The organism is Flavobacterium araucananum, assembly GCF_002222055.1.
Taxonomy (GTDB): Bacteria; Bacteroidota; Bacteroidia; order Flavobacteriales; family Flavobacteriaceae; genus Flavobacterium; species Flavobacterium araucananum.
This window is the reverse complement of sequence record NZ_MUGS01000002.1, coordinates 146,567-162,282: the sequence shown is the minus strand read 5'-3', so window position 1 is coordinate 162,282 and position 15,716 is coordinate 146,567. Positions and strand designations below refer to the sequence as shown.

The following is a 15,716-nucleotide window of genomic DNA, read 5'->3' as shown; positions in this document are numbered from 1 at the left end:
GATTTAGTTTCCTAATTGTAATTGATTTTTAACCAGTTCGAAGTAATTGCCTTTTTGCTGCACCAAAGCAGAATGATTTCCTATTTCGATAATTTTGCCTTTGTCTAAAACCACGATTTGATCTGCATTGATTACAGTACTCAATCGATGGGCAATAACGACTACCGTTTTGTCTTTAAAAAAGAGATCCAGTTTTTGCATAATTTCTTTTTCGTTGTTAGCATCTAAGGCAGATGTGGCTTCGTCAAAAAACAAGATTTCAGGGTTTTTATAAACAGCTCTTGCAATGAGTAAACGCTGTTTTTGCCCTGTGCTCATCCCTACTCCTTCGGCACCAATTTTAGTATTATAACCCAATGGCAAACCATTAATGTATTCTTTTATATTGGCTACATCTGCTGCATAAACCAACCGTTCTTTATCTATTTTATCCACACCAATGGCAATATTATTGGCAATGGTGTCACTAAAAATAAAACCTTCCTGCATAACGGCTCCAATATTGGATCGCCAGGCTTTTTGCGAAATGTTTTTAAGTTGTGTATTACCAATGGTGACTTCTCCTTTTTCAGGTTCATAAAATTTAAGGAGCAGTTTCATCAAAGTCGTTTTTCCGCTTCCGCTCACACCCACTATTGCGGTTATTTTATTGGCGGGGATTTTTAGCGTCAAATTATCCAGAACAGGAACATCTGATCCTAAATAGCGATACGAAAGCTCTTTAATATCAATATCCGAATCAAAAGGTACATCGCTGGTTTGATGCATTTCTTGTTGGGTTTCATCTTCTTTTTCATGAATTTCAGATAATCTGGCCAATGATATTTTTGCATCCTGAAGTTCTCTTACAAATTCTATAAGTTGCGTTATTGGCCCGTTTAAGCTGCCTACGATTGAACTAATCGCCAACATCATTCCAAGGGTTATAGAACCATCGATTACTAATTTGGCAGATAGAAATATGATGAAAATATTTTTTAGTTCGTTGATTACGGAGGAACCAATGGTTTGTGTTTGTTCTAAAACCAATCCTTTTATAGAAACCCTGAAAAGTCGAGCCTGAATATATTCCCATCCCCAACGCTTTTGTTTCTCGGCATTGTGCAGTTTAATTTCCTGCATGCCGTTAATGAGTTCCATGACTTTGCTTTGTTCTTGCGAAACTTCGGCAAAACGTTTGTAATCCAGAACTTCTCTTCGTTTCAAAAATAGGGTTATCCACCCAAAATAAAGAATACTTCCGGCAAAAAACACAAAAAATATCTGCAAATTAAAATAGGCCAGAACGCCTCCCATGACAAACATATTAATGACAGAAAATAAAACATTTAGAGAAGAGGTGGTCAGGATTTTTTCGATCCTGCGATGATCATTAATACGTTGCATAATATCTCCGGTCATTCGAACATCAAAAAATGAAATGGGCAGGTTCATTAATTTAATAAAGAAATCTGAGATAAGCGATATGTTTATTCGGGTAGAAAGATGCAGTAATATCCAACTCCTAATGAGCTCTAAGCCTGTTCGTCCTGCAAAAAGAAATAATTGCGCAAAGAGAATGAGGTAAATAAAATGAATATTTTGATTTTGAATTCCAATATCAACAATACTTTGGGTTAGAAACGGAAAAATTAGCTGTATCAAACTACTTGCGAGTAATCCTATACTAAGCTGGGTCAAAAAAGATTTGTATCGCAACACATATTGCGCTAACATTTTAAAGCCCAGCCCATTATTCTCTTCTTTATCAAAGTCGGATTGAAAAAACTTTGGGGTGGCTTCTATCAATAATGCGATTCCTTCTTCGGTTGTTTCATTAGCATTATTTCCGATCCAGAATTTAATAAAATCCTGTTTGTTGTATTGAATTAAACCAAAAGCGGGATCAGACAGGTAATAGGTTCCTTTATTGATTTTATAAAGTACTACGTAGTGGTTTTTGTTCCAATGTAAAACACAAGGCAATGGGGCTTCTTCTAATCTCTCCAGATTTAATTTTACGCCTAATGTCCTGAATCCTATTTTCTCTGCTGCATCACTCAAAAAAAGCAAATTACTTCCTTCACGAGTTGTTTCGCTAATGTTTCTCAACTCTTGAATCTGGATTGTTTTTCCGTAATGCTTAGCTATAATTTTTAAACATGTAGGGCCGCAATCTTTATAATCAGCTTGCTTATAATTGGTGAATTTTTTCAATTTTTAATGATTTATTCCAGAGCAATTTAAGATTATTTTTTTTTATTTAGGTCAAAAAAAAACAGAGAAGATATAATCTTCTCTGCTAAAGTATTTAAAAACATATTTATTAGAAATACAATTTCTGTAGGACATGGCACTGGTTAACCCTAACCAATTAAAATCAACTCAGTGACCAATTTCCTAAGAATCCCTACACCAATCATCAATGTGGGGAAATTGCTCAATGTTCCACGATCGAGCGCCTACAAATTAAAAAAAACATGACTAAATTCTAAAAAAGGCTGTATTGTATTTCTCTTAAAACGGTTAAAAATTAACAACAAAGACGACTTGTGTCACAAATACCTGCTAATGTATTTACAGGACAAGTTCCGCCTACGGGTATCAAAACACATCCGGCTTCGATAGCATAAATCCAACATTCAGGAATACCTCCTTTTATTGTTTTTTGCTCATTTTTGCTTATGTATTGAGCATTTTCTAAATTCAAAATCTTCTTTAACATATTATTTATTCAAATGGAAACTTACAATTTCCGGTACTTCCTTCACTTAATCCCGGAATTGATCCATCGGGACAATATGTAAAACACGATGCACTAACTGATCCGTGCGAATTACTACAAAAGCAGTGACAGGTCGACGGTTGAATTGGCTGTCCTCCTTGTATACTTTTTTGTTCGTATGCACTTAACAAATAAGCGCCGTCCAGGTTCAAAATATTTTTAATCATGATGCATTACTTTAAGTAATTACTTCTCTAACCTTAGATAAACAAATTTCCTTAAGCTATCTTTTTCTCCAATATTTCAATTTCTTCAACAAAATCATTCAAGAAATATTTTAGCTCATTGAGTTCATATTCATTAGGAAATACTCTTTCGTTTACAATCTTAACCGGTGTATAATTGAAATTATTTTTCGAACACCAATCATATTGTTTTTGTATTTCCTGATTGACCATCATGTTGACAGAATCAACATTCCACTTTTTCAACCACTTTTTAAGTCCTATATTTTTGATATGCCAATCTGAAATAGCTTCTACCGTTTTTCCGGGAGTTGCCCTGTTTATGGTTAAAAGTCTTTCGACAACTGCCTTATATGGGTTTTCTGCGTTTTCAGGATTAATATTAAATAACACATTTAAAAAAATCTTGTCCGGAAATCTTAAAACCAGATCAAATGCCTCTTGAAATGTCTTATGACAATGTTCACAACTTGGACTTATAATGATCGAAAGCTTTACTGCTGCATTTCTATTTCCAAAATTCAAACCTCTTAAGTCCTCAAATCCGTTTGTGTAAGGCACTTTTTTTGATAAGAAATTCAATAGAGAATAATTTCTTTTGAATTTTTTCATCTCTTTCAGAGCATTTTCTGTACTTAATATTCCTTTTGCTGTTGTTTTTAAAACTGTCCAAATAGGTATAAGAAGAAGTACGGAGAATAAAAACGGAAACATACTCCCGAAACTAAAACTTAGCGTAAACAAATCTGACGCAAACCATACAGCACTTTGTAAAAAAATCAAGGCCGAAACTACCAAACACATTACACACCATTTTTGAATTTCAAATTTTTGAATCCAAATTGAAGACACTATAATAGGTATCGCTAATAAACTTAAGAAACCTATAAAAATAGCAGACTGCAATGGCTGAACTAAAATGGCTATCAAACTAGAACCAAAAAAGATAAGTGGTAAATCCGGAACACTAATCCATTTATTGTTATTTCCTTCCTTATTATTGATAACTGAACTACAAGATGAATTAGAACTTAGATTACAAAATTTCGAAATAAAACTATTTTTAAAACCCAATTTTTCCTGAACAATAAAAACACTAACAATAAACCCTAAAACAGATGTTATTAAAAAAACAACACTAAATAAATTATAAGTGTTATAGAAAAAAGATAATCCAACTGAAAGCAAAAGTGGCAATGTATATTTTAGCCAACTGAATTCAACTTTTAAATTTTCTCTTGCAATTACATTATTTGGTTCGATTGCAACTATTACTCCATTCCAGTCCAAAAGGAATTTTTCATACGGCATTTTCAAACTTCCTTTTTTTATAGTATTGATTCGAACGAAATTTTTAGCCTTCTCTACCAATATAAGTTCCTCTTTAAAATAGGCTAAAAAATTTGATGGTAAATCTACTATTTGTTCTTTCGAAACTCTTATCGCAGCATTCTCTACAGAAAGCAAATCCAAAGAATCTGTTATCGCAAATAAACTTGGATAATTAGGATGAGAAAGAAACAAATCCTTAAACTCATTTTTAATTTCCGAGTATCTATTTATTTGTAGAAATTTTTGGACAAGTTTTAACATCGTTTTGGATCTTTAAAATCATAATTACACTGCAAATATTGTTGTTTTTATTGGAAAAAAAACGCTGTTAGCACACATTTTATCAATTATACTACATACAATTTATAAATTATATCAGTCTGAATAAAACATTTAATTCGTTATATATCAAGTGATTACATTGCTAATATTTTAGTAAAAACCCTCAAAACCCTATTCTCGATTAAGGGTTTTGCTTTTTGTCTAGTTTTGATAAATCAATAACACTAATACACAAAAACATGACAAAGCAAGTATTAAATTTCGAAGATTTTGAAGCGCAAAAATTATCTAAAAATCAACAAAAAACAATTCGAGGAGGTGATACTTATGTTGATCCGTCTAAAGGAATTGGAAGCGGAACTCAATAATTTTTTAAACAATAAACAGACCTTTACAAACAACAAATCAATTATTAAAATATAACATCATGGCAAATTATAAATTAAAGCTGGAGGATTTTAAATCAGAAAAAATTACTAAAATTCAACAAAAAACAGTTCGTGGCGGAGACGATCCTGTAGATCCAAATTGTGTAGATCCGTCAAAAGGACTTGGAAGTGGAAATCAACAAAAATAATAAATCAATAATACTAAAACACATTATTATGAAAACTAATAAATTGAAATTCGAAGATTTTAACAACGCTAAATTATCCAAAAACCAACAAAAAGAAATTCACGGAGGTGATGGCGGTGGTGGCGGAGAAGATGTAGATCCAGGAAAAGGAACAGGAAAAGGCGGAAACGGTTAAATCTTTTAAATTATATATTATTCGCAAATTGAGCTGGAGATACTCCAGTTCTTTTGCGAAATGATTTAGCAAATGAAACTGCATTTTTGAACCCAACGCTTTCTGCAATCGCCTGCGTAGAATATTTACGGTACATGTGATTGGTAATCATTTCATTGATTACATAATTAATTTTAAGCTCGTTAGAGTATTCTCCAAACGATTTTCCAAATCTCTTATTTACAACATAGGACAGATAAGTTGTATTGGTTTTTATTTTTTTAGCTACATAAGGCAACGTAAAATCAGCATGCAAGTATTCGAGTTTGTTTTCCAGAGCTAGTAATTTTTCGACAATTTTATTCTCTTTAGCCTCATCAATACTTAAGTTTGCGTTCTCTTTTTTGAGCAAAACCTCTTCTTCTTCGGGTTCAAGCACAACTTCTTCAAATTCTGGCAGATTTTTCTTTTCAAGATTAGCTTTAAATTCTTCTATCAAAGCATTCATCTTTTTATGCGCTTTATTTTTATCCCTTATGTTTTTAATTAGCAAAAAGACAATTCCAACAAACAATACCACATAAAATACTTTTAAAGCTTTATTTAGAAAAACTTCATATTTATATTTCTCCTGTATGGTAATCATTTCATTCACCAGACCACCTACGCCTAATTTATAATTAACTTCCAGCGCCTCTTCTCTTAATTTAGCTTCAGATTTTTCATAATTATCCAAATAAATTTTTGAATGTTTATAAGCCAATTCGGGCTTTTTAAGAATATTATAGATTTTAGCCTGATAATAATTTGATTTTAGATAATCTATATCATTACTATTGGTTAACATCGCAATTGAGTCTGTCTTTTTAAAGAAAACTAAGGCTTTATCATATTTTTTGGTCGTATAATATATGTCTCCCAAATTGTATGTAGCGACACATAATAAATCTTTCTGATTGTTTTGTTGCGAAAAAAACACAATATCATAATACGTTTTCTCAGCATTTTTATAATCGCCTTTCCAACTATAGACATTTCCTAAGCTTAACTTTGCAGTTGTTTTATTCTCAGCAAAATTTTGAGAATAATCAATCGTTTTCTTGTAAAAATATTCTGATGAATCAAGCAAAAATCTTTTATTTAAGTTTTTCATGAAATAATTTTCATACGAACTGCCTAAACTAAGATTGATATTACTTTTTCTATTTAAAAATTGTTCTTTTGTAAATAAGCCTTCATTTTTGTCAATAAAATCATTGAGCTGCCTCAAGTTTTTAATGGCCAGTTGATAATTACCAACTGATTCATTTATCAAAGCAATATTAGCTTTGAACTTAACAACCTGAGTAATGTCGCTTATTTCAATCGAAAGCTTCATGCCTTCCTGATATACTCCAAGAGCTTTACTAAAGTTTCCCCGTTTCCATTCTGTCAGACCATTATAATTATATAGATAGGACTTAAGCTGAGTTTTATCCCGGGAATCCGGCATTTTTTCTAAATAGATAAGTGCCAGTTTATATTTTTCGTGAGACTGTTTGACATTGCCTTTCATTTGCAACAAATAGGACATTGCCGCATTTGCAAAAGCTAAATGTTTATTGTTATTAGATTTTGCTAATTGGTAAGAGTATACAAGAGCACTATCGACATTCGCATTCCCATTTAATCGAATTTTATCTTGTAATACTAAATATTCCTGTTCTGTTAAAGCACTTTTTTGCTGAGCAAATGCATTATTCAGAACAAAAAAGAGTAAAAAAGAGATGATCAGCCTCATTCATTTTGTTTTTGGAATCTCAAAAATAGCTTATAAATTTTCAATAAACTAAAATTTATTCGTCTTTATATTATTTTTCTTCTATACTAGTTGTAAAAATATAACAATTTAACATTGTTTTGTTATATTTTTATTGCGTAAATTTGTTTTTGTAAAACTATCAAAAAATGAAACCAGACTTATTTCAAGCCCCAGATTATTATAACCTAGACGATTTATTGACAGACGAGCACAAATTAGTTCGCGAGTCAGCACGTGCGTGGGTAAAAAGAGAAGTTTCTCCTATCATAGAAGAGTATGCTCAAAAAGCTGAATTTCCTAAGCAAATTATAAAAGGTCTTGGCGAAATTGGCGGTTTTGGCCCATACATTCCTGTAGAATATGGAGGTGCAGGTTTAGACCAAATTTCTTATGGTTTAATTATGCAGGAAATCGAACGCGGTGATTCTGGTGTAAGATCTACTTCATCTGTTCAGTCTTCGCTAGTAATGTATCCTATTTGGAAATATGGAAACGAAGAACAACGCATGAAATATTTACCAAAATTGGCAACGGGAGAATTTATGGGTTGTTTTGGTCTAACAGAACCAGATCATGGTTCTGATCCCGGAAGCATGATTACCAATTTTAAAGATATGGGCGATCATTATCTTTTAAATGGTGCCAAAATGTGGATTTCGAATGCCCCTTTTGCTGATATTGCTGTTGTTTGGGCAAAAAATGAGGAAGGACGAATTCATGGATTAATCGTAGAACGCGGAATGGCGGGTTTTACAACTCCTGAAACACATAATAAATGGTCGCTTCGTGCGTCATCAACCGGAGAATTAATTTTTGATAATGTAAAAGTGCCTAAAGAGAATCTGTTGCCTAATAAATCTGGTTTGGGAGCTCCGCTAGGTTGCTTAGATTCTGCCAGATATGGTATTGCATGGGGAGCAATTGGAGCTGCAATGGATTGCTATGATACGGCTTTGAGATATGCCAAAGAAAGAATTCAGTTTGGAAAACCAATTGGAGGAACTCAATTGCAACAAAAAAAATTAGCCGAAATGATTACCGAAATCACCAAAGCGCAATTATTGACCTGGCGTTTAGGTGTTTTAAGAAACGAAGGAAAAGCGACAACATCTCAAATCTCAATGGCAAAACGTAATAATGTCGATATGGCGATTCATATTGCACGTGAAGCAAGACAAATGTTAGGCGGAATGGGTATTACGGGCGAATATTCGATTATGCGCCACATGATGAATCTTGAAAGTGTTATTACTTATGAAGGAACTCACGACATACATTTATTGATTACGGGAATGGATGTAACTGGAATTCCAGCTTTTAAATAATAAACAACTATTAAAATATATACAAAATCAATATAAAAAGCTTCTTCTAACCGAGAAGCTTTTTATCTTTGCAAAAAATTTACGCAAATGAATATTGAAACTATACATAATAGCATTCAACCTCAAAAAGATCAACTCTTACAACATTCTTTATACAATAAAATTCAAAGCATCGATGACTTGCATCGTTTTTTAGAAAGTCATGTTTTTGCCGTTTGGGATTTTATGTCACTATTAAAAGCTTTGCAAGCCAAACTTACTTGTACCACAACACCCTGGTTTGCTACCAAAAATCCTGAAACAAGATACTTAATCAATGAAATTGTTCTTGCCGAAGAAACTGATTTGAGCATGGACGGAAGAAGACAAAGTCATTATGAAATGTACCTTGAAGCAATGGAAGATTGTGGTGCAGATACAACCGGAATTAATACCTTTTTGGCCGAAGTAAACTCGCTTCACAACATATTTGTTGCTATAAAACAAAGTTCTTTACATCCTGATACAAAAGCTTTTTTAGATTTTACCTTTAGAGTTATTGAAGAAGGAAAACCTCATCAAATTGCTGCCGCTTTTACTTTTGGAAGAGAAGACCTGATTCCGAGTATGTTTACAGCGATTTTAAAAAACTTTCAAAAAAATCTTCCTGAAACTGATTTAAGTAAATTACTTTATTATTTCGAAAGACATATCGAATTGGATGCAGATGAACACGGACCAATGGCAATGCAAATGATTACAGACTTATGTGAAGATGATGCGCAAAAATGGAAAGAAGTCGAAGAAATTTCTATTCTGGCATTAGAAAAACGAATTGGACTCTGGAATGCCATCGAAGAACAAATTGTCCTGAAAACAGAAATGGCCTAAAAACCAAAACAAGTTATAAAACGTAACTATTTGTTTAGAATGAACCCAAACTTAATTTTCCTAAATTATGAAACCACATTTCAAACAAATAGTTACTGTTATCCTCGCTATATTCCTTTTAAGTTGCAGTTCTGAAGAAACAGCCTTAGAAGATACCGCAATTCCTCCCGCAACACAAGTTCCTAATACGCCGCTACCCGCAATAATAAATTATTTGGCATTGGGAGATAGCTATACCATAGGTCAGAGTGTTTGTGAAACGTGCAGATATCCGGAACAATTAAAATCAAGCCTCAAGGCAATTTATCCGGAAACGAATTTCTCCTTAAAAATAATTGCAAAAACAGGCTGGACAACTTCTAATTTAATTTCGGCTATAAACAGCGAAAATCTGGATTCTAATTATGATTTGGTTACCCTTTTAATTGGTGTAAACAATCAATATCAAGGTCGGGATTTTTCTATTTACGAAAAAGAATTTCCTGAATTAGTAAACAAAGCGATTACGCTTGCAAAAGGCAATAAAAAAAAGGTTATTGTTATTTCTATTCCAGATTATGCTTATACCCCTTTTGGTACCAACCAAATGCAAGGTGAAGGAGCAAGAATTTCTGCCGAAATAAGCCAATACAATACTTTTGCCCAGAATTATTGTGTCAATAATGGCGTACTTTTTATCTCTATTACCGACATTACCCAAAAAGGTCTTGACAATCCAAATTTAGTTGCAGGAGATGGCCTACATCCATCAGCAGCAGCTTATACTTTATTTGTAGATCGTATTTTGCCTAAAGTAAAAATAGCCTTGAAGGATTAAGCTTTTTTAGATTTCCGGATAAATCAGTCTAACATTCAAAAAACAGAATACAGTAATGCAAGTTTCGCCACCAAAAGAATTAGCACCATACATAAAACATTATCTTTTTTTAGATCATAATGAAACTGCTGTACAAAAACTTCGCTTGTTCTCTGATGGCAATACGGGCGTTGTATTCTCATTAAAAAGTAAACTTATTTCGGGCTTTAATAATTTTGAAGTAAAAAATTATTTACCCGCTTCCTTTTTATACGGACAACTTAACGGCTTTAAAGATATTTATTCTGATAACGAGATTTCTTTGATTATTATCGTTTTTCAGCCCAACGGAATACATCAGTTGTTAGGTATTCCTGCCCATGAATTTCAGGATTCTATCCTTCCTGTTCAAGATGTATTTGGTCAAAAAGCCAGTGCACTTCAGGAAAGATTATCAGAAAAAAATAATCCGGAAAGAATCGAACTTTTAAATCATTTTTTTAGTGCGCTAATCGCTAAAAAAACAGTTTTCAATCCAGTAATTATCGAAAGCTCGTTAGCTTTTATTATTGCCAATAAAGGAGATTTTTCTGTTAAACAATTGGTCGAATATACGGGTTATACAGAAAGGCATCTGGAAAGAAAATTTAAAGAATGTATTGGTTTAAATCCCAAGAAATTTGGCAGCGTTATTAGACTGCATCATTTTTTAAAACTATTAAAAGGTAAATCTGACAGCACTACACTTACAACCATTTGTTATGATGCAGGATTTGCAGACCAGTCTCATCTTATCAAAGAATTCAGGAAACATACCGGGATATCGCCCAAAGAATATTTGCACAGTACGGGAAAATTAACCAATAATCTTATCCGGACTTTTCCTGTTTCGACACTCTAAAATGTCGGTTTTATACAATTTGCACCCTATTAGGAACGCTATTTTTGGCTAAAATTAATAGCGTACAATATGAAAAATCTAAAAATAGCCACAGCTCAGTTCGAGAACAAAAGTGGCGATAAGAATTATAATTTATCTGTAATCGAAAAGCTTTCGCAAAAGGCTGCCAACGAAGGTTGCGATGTGATTTCGTTTCATGAATGTTCGATAACCGGATATACTTTTGCAAGACATTTATCGAAAGAACAAATGCTGGATCTGGCAGAAAGTATTCCAACAGGAGAAAGCATTCTTAAACTTATTGAAATTGCTACAAACAACAATATTGTAATATTAGCCGGTTTGTTTGAAAAAGATGAAAACAATAATTTATTCAAAGCCTATGTTTGTGTAGACAAAAATGGATTGGTGGCAAAATATAGAAAACTGCATCCTTTTATAAATCCGTATTTGACCCCTGGAGATCGTTATTGTGTTTTTGAAATTAAGGGTTGGAAATGCGGCATTTTAATCTGTTACGACAATAATATTATCGAAAATGTACGGGCTACGAAACTTTTGGGTGCCGATATTATTTTTATGCCACATGTTACGATGTGTACTCCTTCTACCCGTCCCGGAGCTGGTTTTGTGGCACCAGAACTGTGGGAAAACCGCGAAGCCGACCCCACTTCTTTACGATTAGAGTTTGACGGAATGAAAGGTCGCGATTGGCTAATGAAATGGCTTCCGGCAAGGGCTTATGACAATGCAATATATACCGTTTTTTCGAACCCAATTGGTATGGACGATGATCAACTAAAAAATGGTTGTTCGATGATTATTGATCCATTTGGGGATGTTTTGAATGAATGTAGCTCTTTTGATGACTCTTTTGCCACAGCAATACTAACTCCCGAAAAATGCATCCAGGCTGGTGGAAGTCGCTACATAAAAGCAAGAAGACCAGAATTGTATCGGGATATTATTGGACAAAATCACGAATCAGAACAAAATGTGGTTTGGTTGGACACTGTTCATAAAAGTTAAAACTAAATTTTTTTATGCCTTTAAGCCATTGAAATTTTACCTTTGATAAATTCAATAATCTACCGAATAAACTTTAATAATGGAATTTTTTAAAACTACAAATGAAGATATCGATGCTGTTTTTGATATTTATAATGCAGCTACCTCCTATCAAAAAACAGTCAATAATAAAAGCTGGAGAGGATTTGAAAGAGCTCTAATAGAAAAAGAAATTGCCGAAAACCGTCATTTTATAATCAAAGAAAAAGAGGAAGTTGCCTGTACCTTTGTACTTACTTTTAATGATTTGATTATCTGGAAAGAAGCCGCACAAGATCCCGCAGTATATTTGCATCGTATTGCAACGAACCCAAAATTCAGAGGACAATCCTACGTCAAAAAAATCATCGGGTGGGTTAAAATATATGCCAGCGAAAACGGCAAAGAATATATTAGACTTGATACCCATAGCGGCAACGAAAGAATAAACAAATACTACACAAGCTGTGGTTTTGACTACAAAGGAATCAGCACAATCGAATGGACAAGCGAATTACCGGAGCATTATAAAGAAGGTTCTTTTAGTTTGTTTGAGATCAAACTTTAGAATTAAATCAAGACCTAACAGGTTTTAAAAACCTGTTAGGTCTGTCTCTTACTAATAGTTTTTTTCAAATTTATTTTGCTTCCCAAAAGCAACGTTTAGGAGAAACGATTGAACCTTCGTCTTTCAACATTTTCATTGCTTTATCTACATCTTTACGATCTAACTTAGTTAGTTCAACTACTTTACCTGCGTTTAAAGGCTGTTGCGCTTTTTTCATAGCCTCTAATACCTGATCTTTGATTTCCATAATTCCTTCCATTTTCATTTAAAATACAAAAATAGTAAATATTTTCCTTCAAAAAAAAGAAAGACAATCGTTCTAAAAAGCAAAACCCCGCTGTAAAAACAATTTTACAACGGGGTTTTTATATCATTACAAATTCTAATTTTTACAAACTTGCCAGTTTCTTTGCCTGTTCCTGAGCATTTAGATTTTTTGGATTCAATTCGAATGCTTTTTTATAATTCTTTATGGCTTCTTTTTTATTTCCTAAACCAGCCAGTGTTTCGGCATAACTATCATACGTATTGCCGCTTTCCGGATAAAGATCTGTATTTAGTTTAAAGATTTTCAAGGCTTCGTTTTGCTTTCCTTCTGCCAACAATCTGTATCCAAAATCATTCAATTCATTTTCGCTTAAAGCAAAACCAGCATCAGTCTTTTTTAAATTTTCGGCAACTTTTTGTGCATTGTTGTACTTCTGCTTCATTAATTCTTTTCTCAGTTTTTTTACTGAAGGCGATAATCCAAAGCCATTCGATTCTTTCATATCAGGAATATAGTATCCTGCAATTTCATCTATAAACCATTCCGGATTTGCTCCCTGAAGATTTGTTAAAACAACTATAGAAAGGGCATCTTTTGGGTAAACAAAAAAGGCAGATCTCATACCGCCAATAGGTCCAACGGCAGGATGTTCTTCTCTTGTAACGGTTGGCCAGCCAATTGCATATCCGTTTACCAATTTATTAAATCCACCTACACGTCCGTTATTTCGAAGCGCTGGTTGCCAAAGCAAATCTAAGCTTGATTTTTGTTTTAACAATACTCCGTTTTGCAAGGCTACGATCCACTGTGCAATTTCATCAGAGGTAGAAATGATTCCCGTACAGGTTCTAAAAAACTCCGGAAATTTAGCATAACTACTTCTCACTTCGTTAGTCGTAACCCATCTCCCATTAACAATATCCTGAGTGGTGTAAGCTCCTGCTGAATGCGGAATAATATCATTAGAATCTCCAAAACGAGTTTGTTTCATTCCTGCTACTTTAAACTGGCGATCTTCAATAAATTTGGTAAAATGCATCCCGCTTACTTTATTAATAATCCTGCCAATAATAACATAGCCAGTCTGGTTGTATCGAAAACGATCTCCTGTATTAAATTCCATCGGCATTGTTTTTACCTTTTCCCAGGAACCACTCTCTGTATCTGCTAATAAATTTTCTTTTTCATCAATAATGTTCGGCAGTCCTGAAATATTAGCAAATAATTGTTTTATCGTTAAGCCTTTCCAGGCAACTGGCAGATCTTCTAAATATTTGGAAATAGGATCGTTGATATTAAGTTTTCCTTCTTCCTGAAGTTGCATCACAGCAACTCCTACAAATGCTTTTGTGCAGGAATTAATAGAGAACATACTTTGATCTGTTACAGGAACTGAATTTTCGATATTGGCAACTCCGTAACTTGTGCTTTTGATTATTTTGCCGTTTTGAACAACAGCAAGCTGAAGTCCCGGAATATGAAGTTTTTCCATTTTATCTTTTAGAAAAACATCGATGCTATCTGTATGTTGCTGGTTTTGAGAAGTAGCGTTAAGCGCCATTAAACCTGTTAAAAAATAGAATACCAGAGTTTTAGAAAAATTGATTTTCATGATTGTGATTGATTTAAATATTTGATTGATGATTGACTACTTCTTAAATCCTTTTACCAAAAGTCTATTTTTGTAAATTCAGAGTATTGAAGCATTTTAAATCAAGACGATCATAAAATGAAAATGCTACATCGTTTTTAAAATATTTTTTTTATGAATATTAATAAAAGCAGAAAACCCTTGTGAATAAAACTTCACAAGGGTTTTTTATTTTGCAGAGAGGATGGGATTCGAACCCACGATACAGTTACCCATATACTAGCTTTCCAGGCTAGCTCCTTCAACCACTCGGACACCTCTCTAAATTGGTCTGCAAAGAACACAAAAAAAACTGAGTTACAAAAACAAAATCGAATATTAGTTACATACTTTTTCTGAATTCTTCCATAAACAATTTTACGGCCTTTTTTTGATAGGCTCCTTCGATGGTTAACATAAACGAATCTCTTTGCGTAGGAACGCCTGTAATGGCTATTGCTTTAAGATTATCCCAGCCTTTTAGGGCTTTCTCGGTTACAATGGTTACCCAATCGCTTTCTTCTACCAATTGCAAAAGTGCATGAACAGCATTTAATTCGATCGAAACTTTGGGCTTCATATTGTTCTTTAGAAACAATTCGTCCAGAAATTCCCGCGAACTAAATCCTCTTACGGGCAAAATAAGCGGATAATCGCCTATTTTTTTAAACGAGATTTTGTCTAAAACCGCCAACGGATGTGTTTTTGCAACTGCCATAACCAGATTCGACCTAAATAATGGGATTTTCTGAATGGTTTGTTTTATCTCTTTCGACGATATCACCAAAACCAAGTCTAATTCGTTATTGAGTAATTTATTTTCTAAAGGTTCTGTTGAGCCATATTCTACTACAATTCTAAGGTTTGGATATGTTTTAGCAAACAAATTGACAATTGGCAAAACCAAAAGTCCAAAAATGTAGGTAACCCCAATTCGTAATTCTCCGCCAATCATTTCGTTCAAATCGTCGATGGCCTGTTTTCCGCTTTGCACATTTTCGATTATTTGTTTGGCGTGAATCAGGAATACAGCTCCAGCTTCGGTAAGCTGAACTTTTTTGCCAATCCTTATAAACAAAGGCATCCCTAGTTCTTCTTCGAGTTTTTTTATTTGTTGCGACAATCCGGATTGGGTTACAAAACACAACTCTGCAGCTTTTGTAAAATGCAAAACCTCAGCTGTTTTTATAAAATATTCTAATTGATAAAGTTCCAT

At 33.5% G+C, this 15,716-nt stretch carries 17 protein-coding genes and 1 tRNA gene; 9 read left to right on the top strand and 9 right to left on the bottom strand.

Annotated features, from left to right (window positions below):
- Nucleotides 1-3 precede the first annotated feature (3 nt).
- The 4 genes from B0A64_RS01025 to B0A64_RS01010 all read right to left on the bottom strand — a co-directional run bounded on the left by B0A64_RS01025 (nt 4) and on the right by B0A64_RS01010 (nt 4,542).
- Nucleotides 4-2,196 carry a peptidase domain-containing ABC transporter gene (locus B0A64_RS01025; protein ID WP_089477689.1) on the bottom strand — a complete coding sequence of 731 codons (2,193 nt, stop codon included), beginning with the start codon at nt 2,194-2,196 and terminating at the stop codon, nt 4-6.
- A 316-nt stretch (nt 2,197-2,512) separates the two neighbouring features.
- Nucleotides 2,513-2,704 carry a hypothetical protein gene (locus B0A64_RS01020; RefSeq protein WP_089477688.1) on the bottom strand — a complete coding sequence of 64 codons (192 nt, stop codon included), beginning with the start codon at nt 2,702-2,704 and terminating at the stop codon, nt 2,513-2,515.
- Nucleotides 2,705-2,709: 5 nt separating this feature from the next.
- The gene (locus B0A64_RS01015; RefSeq protein WP_089477687.1) at nt 2,710-2,931 is read right to left on the bottom strand and encodes a hypothetical protein; all 222 of its coding nucleotides are present in this window, start codon (nt 2,929-2,931) and stop codon (nt 2,710-2,712) included.
- 51 nt (nt 2,932-2,982) lie between these two features.
- The gene (locus B0A64_RS01010) at nt 2,983-4,542 is read right to left on the bottom strand and encodes a vitamin K epoxide reductase family protein (protein ID WP_089477686.1); all 1,560 of its coding nucleotides are present in this window, start codon (nt 4,540-4,542) and stop codon (nt 2,983-2,985) included.
- Nucleotides 4,543-4,802: 260 nt separating this feature from the next.
- On the opposite strand from B0A64_RS01010, the gene B0A64_RS24865 reads away from it, so the two are divergent.
- Genes B0A64_RS24865 through B0A64_RS01005 form a run of 3 tightly spaced genes read left to right on the top strand, consistent with a single transcriptional unit; the run spans nt 4,803 to nt 5,315 of the window.
- Nucleotides 4,803-4,931, top strand: a complete 129-nt coding sequence (locus B0A64_RS24865; RefSeq protein ID WP_109746152.1) for an rSAM-modified peptide — start codon at nt 4,803-4,805, stop codon at nt 4,929-4,931.
- A gap of 59 nt (nt 4,932-4,990) precedes the next feature.
- A complete protein-coding gene (locus B0A64_RS24860; protein ID WP_109746151.1) occupies nt 4,991-5,140 on the top strand; it encodes an rSAM-modified peptide in 150 nt (49 codons plus the stop codon).
- Between the two features lie 28 nt (nt 5,141-5,168).
- Nucleotides 5,169-5,315, top strand: a complete 147-nt coding sequence (locus B0A64_RS01005; protein WP_109746159.1) for an rSAM-modified peptide — start codon at nt 5,169-5,171, stop codon at nt 5,313-5,315.
- 10 nt (nt 5,316-5,325) lie between these two features.
- Here B0A64_RS01005 and B0A64_RS01000 read toward each other — a convergent pair whose 3' ends face one another.
- Nucleotides 5,326-7,074 (bottom strand): AraC family transcriptional regulator, encoded by a 1,749-nt coding sequence (locus B0A64_RS01000; protein WP_089477684.1) that lies wholly within the window; start codon nt 7,072-7,074, stop codon nt 5,326-5,328.
- A gap of 167 nt (nt 7,075-7,241) precedes the next feature.
- Here B0A64_RS01000 and B0A64_RS00995 point away from each other — a divergent pair, with 167 nt between their 5' ends.
- From B0A64_RS00995 to B0A64_RS00970, 6 genes are all read left to right on the top strand, one after another.
- Nucleotides 7,242-8,420, top strand: coding sequence for an acyl-CoA dehydrogenase family protein (locus B0A64_RS00995; protein ID WP_089477683.1), 1,179 nt, complete (start codon nt 7,242-7,244; stop codon nt 8,418-8,420).
- 87 nt (nt 8,421-8,507) lie between these two features.
- Nucleotides 8,508-9,290, top strand: coding sequence for a DUF3050 domain-containing protein (locus tag B0A64_RS00990; protein ID WP_089477682.1), 783 nt, complete (start codon nt 8,508-8,510; stop codon nt 9,288-9,290).
- A gap of 67 nt (nt 9,291-9,357) precedes the next feature.
- Entirely contained in the window at nt 9,358-10,107 is a 750-nt protein-coding gene (locus B0A64_RS00985) for an SGNH/GDSL hydrolase family protein (RefSeq protein ID WP_089477681.1), read from the top strand.
- Nucleotides 10,108-10,162: 55 nt separating this feature from the next.
- Entirely contained in the window at nt 10,163-10,987 is an 825-nt protein-coding gene (locus tag B0A64_RS00980) for an AraC family transcriptional regulator (RefSeq protein ID WP_089477680.1), read from the top strand.
- Nucleotides 10,988-11,056: 69 nt separating this feature from the next.
- Nucleotides 11,057-12,016, top strand: coding sequence for a nitrilase family protein (locus B0A64_RS00975; protein WP_089477679.1), 960 nt, complete (start codon nt 11,057-11,059; stop codon nt 12,014-12,016).
- Nucleotides 12,017-12,095: 79 nt separating this feature from the next.
- Nucleotides 12,096-12,602, top strand: a complete 507-nt coding sequence (locus tag B0A64_RS00970) for a GNAT family N-acetyltransferase (protein WP_089477678.1) — start codon at nt 12,096-12,098, stop codon at nt 12,600-12,602.
- Between the two features lie 70 nt (nt 12,603-12,672).
- On the opposite strand, the gene B0A64_RS00965 is transcribed toward B0A64_RS00970, so the two are convergent.
- The 4 genes from B0A64_RS00965 to B0A64_RS00950 form a co-directional block, all read right to left on the bottom strand.
- Complete coding sequence (locus B0A64_RS00965; RefSeq protein WP_089477926.1) at nt 12,673-12,849, bottom strand: MarR family transcriptional regulator; 177 nt, start codon at nt 12,847-12,849, stop codon at nt 12,673-12,675.
- Nucleotides 12,850-12,991: 142 nt separating this feature from the next.
- On the bottom strand, nt 12,992-14,482 hold the full coding sequence (locus B0A64_RS00960; RefSeq protein ID WP_244285321.1) for a beta-lactamase family protein: 1,491 nt from the start codon (nt 14,480-14,482) through the stop codon (nt 12,992-12,994).
- A gap of 215 nt (nt 14,483-14,697) precedes the next feature.
- Nucleotides 14,698-14,784, bottom strand: a tRNA-Ser gene (locus B0A64_RS00955).
- Between the two features lie 59 nt (nt 14,785-14,843).
- A complete protein-coding gene (locus tag B0A64_RS00950; protein WP_089477677.1) occupies nt 14,844-15,716 on the bottom strand; it encodes a LysR substrate-binding domain-containing protein in 873 nt (290 codons plus the stop codon).

Coding starts and splice junctions, on each gene's coding strand:
- B0A64_RS01020 (WP_089477688.1), bottom strand. CDS start 2,704: ATGTTAAAGAAGATTTTGAATTTAGAAAATGCTCAATACATAAGCAAA.
- B0A64_RS00960 (WP_244285321.1), bottom strand. CDS start 14,482: ATGAAAATCAATTTTTCTAAAACTCTGGTATTCTATTTTTTAACAGGT.
- B0A64_RS24860 (WP_109746151.1), top strand. CDS start 4,991: ATGGCAAATTATAAATTAAAGCTGGAGGATTTTAAATCAGAAAAAATT.
- B0A64_RS00985 (WP_089477681.1), top strand. CDS start 9,358: ATGAAACCACATTTCAAACAAATAGTTACTGTTATCCTCGCTATATTC.
- B0A64_RS00965 (WP_089477926.1), bottom strand. CDS start 12,849: ATGGAAATCAAAGATCAGGTATTAGAGGCTATGAAAAAAGCGCAACAG.
- B0A64_RS01015 (WP_089477687.1), bottom strand. CDS start 2,931: ATGATTAAAAATATTTTGAACCTGGACGGCGCTTATTTGTTAAGTGCA.
- B0A64_RS00975 (WP_089477679.1), top strand. CDS start 11,057: ATGAAAAATCTAAAAATAGCCACAGCTCAGTTCGAGAACAAAAGTGGC.
- B0A64_RS24865 (WP_109746152.1), top strand. CDS start 4,803: ATGACAAAGCAAGTATTAAATTTCGAAGATTTTGAAGCGCAAAAATTA.
- B0A64_RS00950 (WP_089477677.1), bottom strand. CDS start 15,716: ATGGAACTTTATCAATTAGAATATTTTATAAAAACAGCTGAGGTTTTG.
- B0A64_RS01010 (WP_089477686.1), bottom strand. CDS start 4,542: ATGTTAAAACTTGTCCAAAAATTTCTACAAATAAATAGATACTCGGAA.
- B0A64_RS01000 (WP_089477684.1), bottom strand. CDS start 7,074: ATGAGGCTGATCATCTCTTTTTTACTCTTTTTTGTTCTGAATAATGCA.
- B0A64_RS01005 (WP_109746159.1), top strand. CDS start 5,169: ATGAAAACTAATAAATTGAAATTCGAAGATTTTAACAACGCTAAATTA.
- B0A64_RS00980 (WP_089477680.1), top strand. CDS start 10,163: ATGCAAGTTTCGCCACCAAAAGAATTAGCACCATACATAAAACATTAT.
- B0A64_RS00995 (WP_089477683.1), top strand. CDS start 7,242: ATGAAACCAGACTTATTTCAAGCCCCAGATTATTATAACCTAGACGAT.
- B0A64_RS00970 (WP_089477678.1), top strand. CDS start 12,096: ATGGAATTTTTTAAAACTACAAATGAAGATATCGATGCTGTTTTTGAT.
- B0A64_RS00990 (WP_089477682.1), top strand. CDS start 8,508: ATGAATATTGAAACTATACATAATAGCATTCAACCTCAAAAAGATCAA.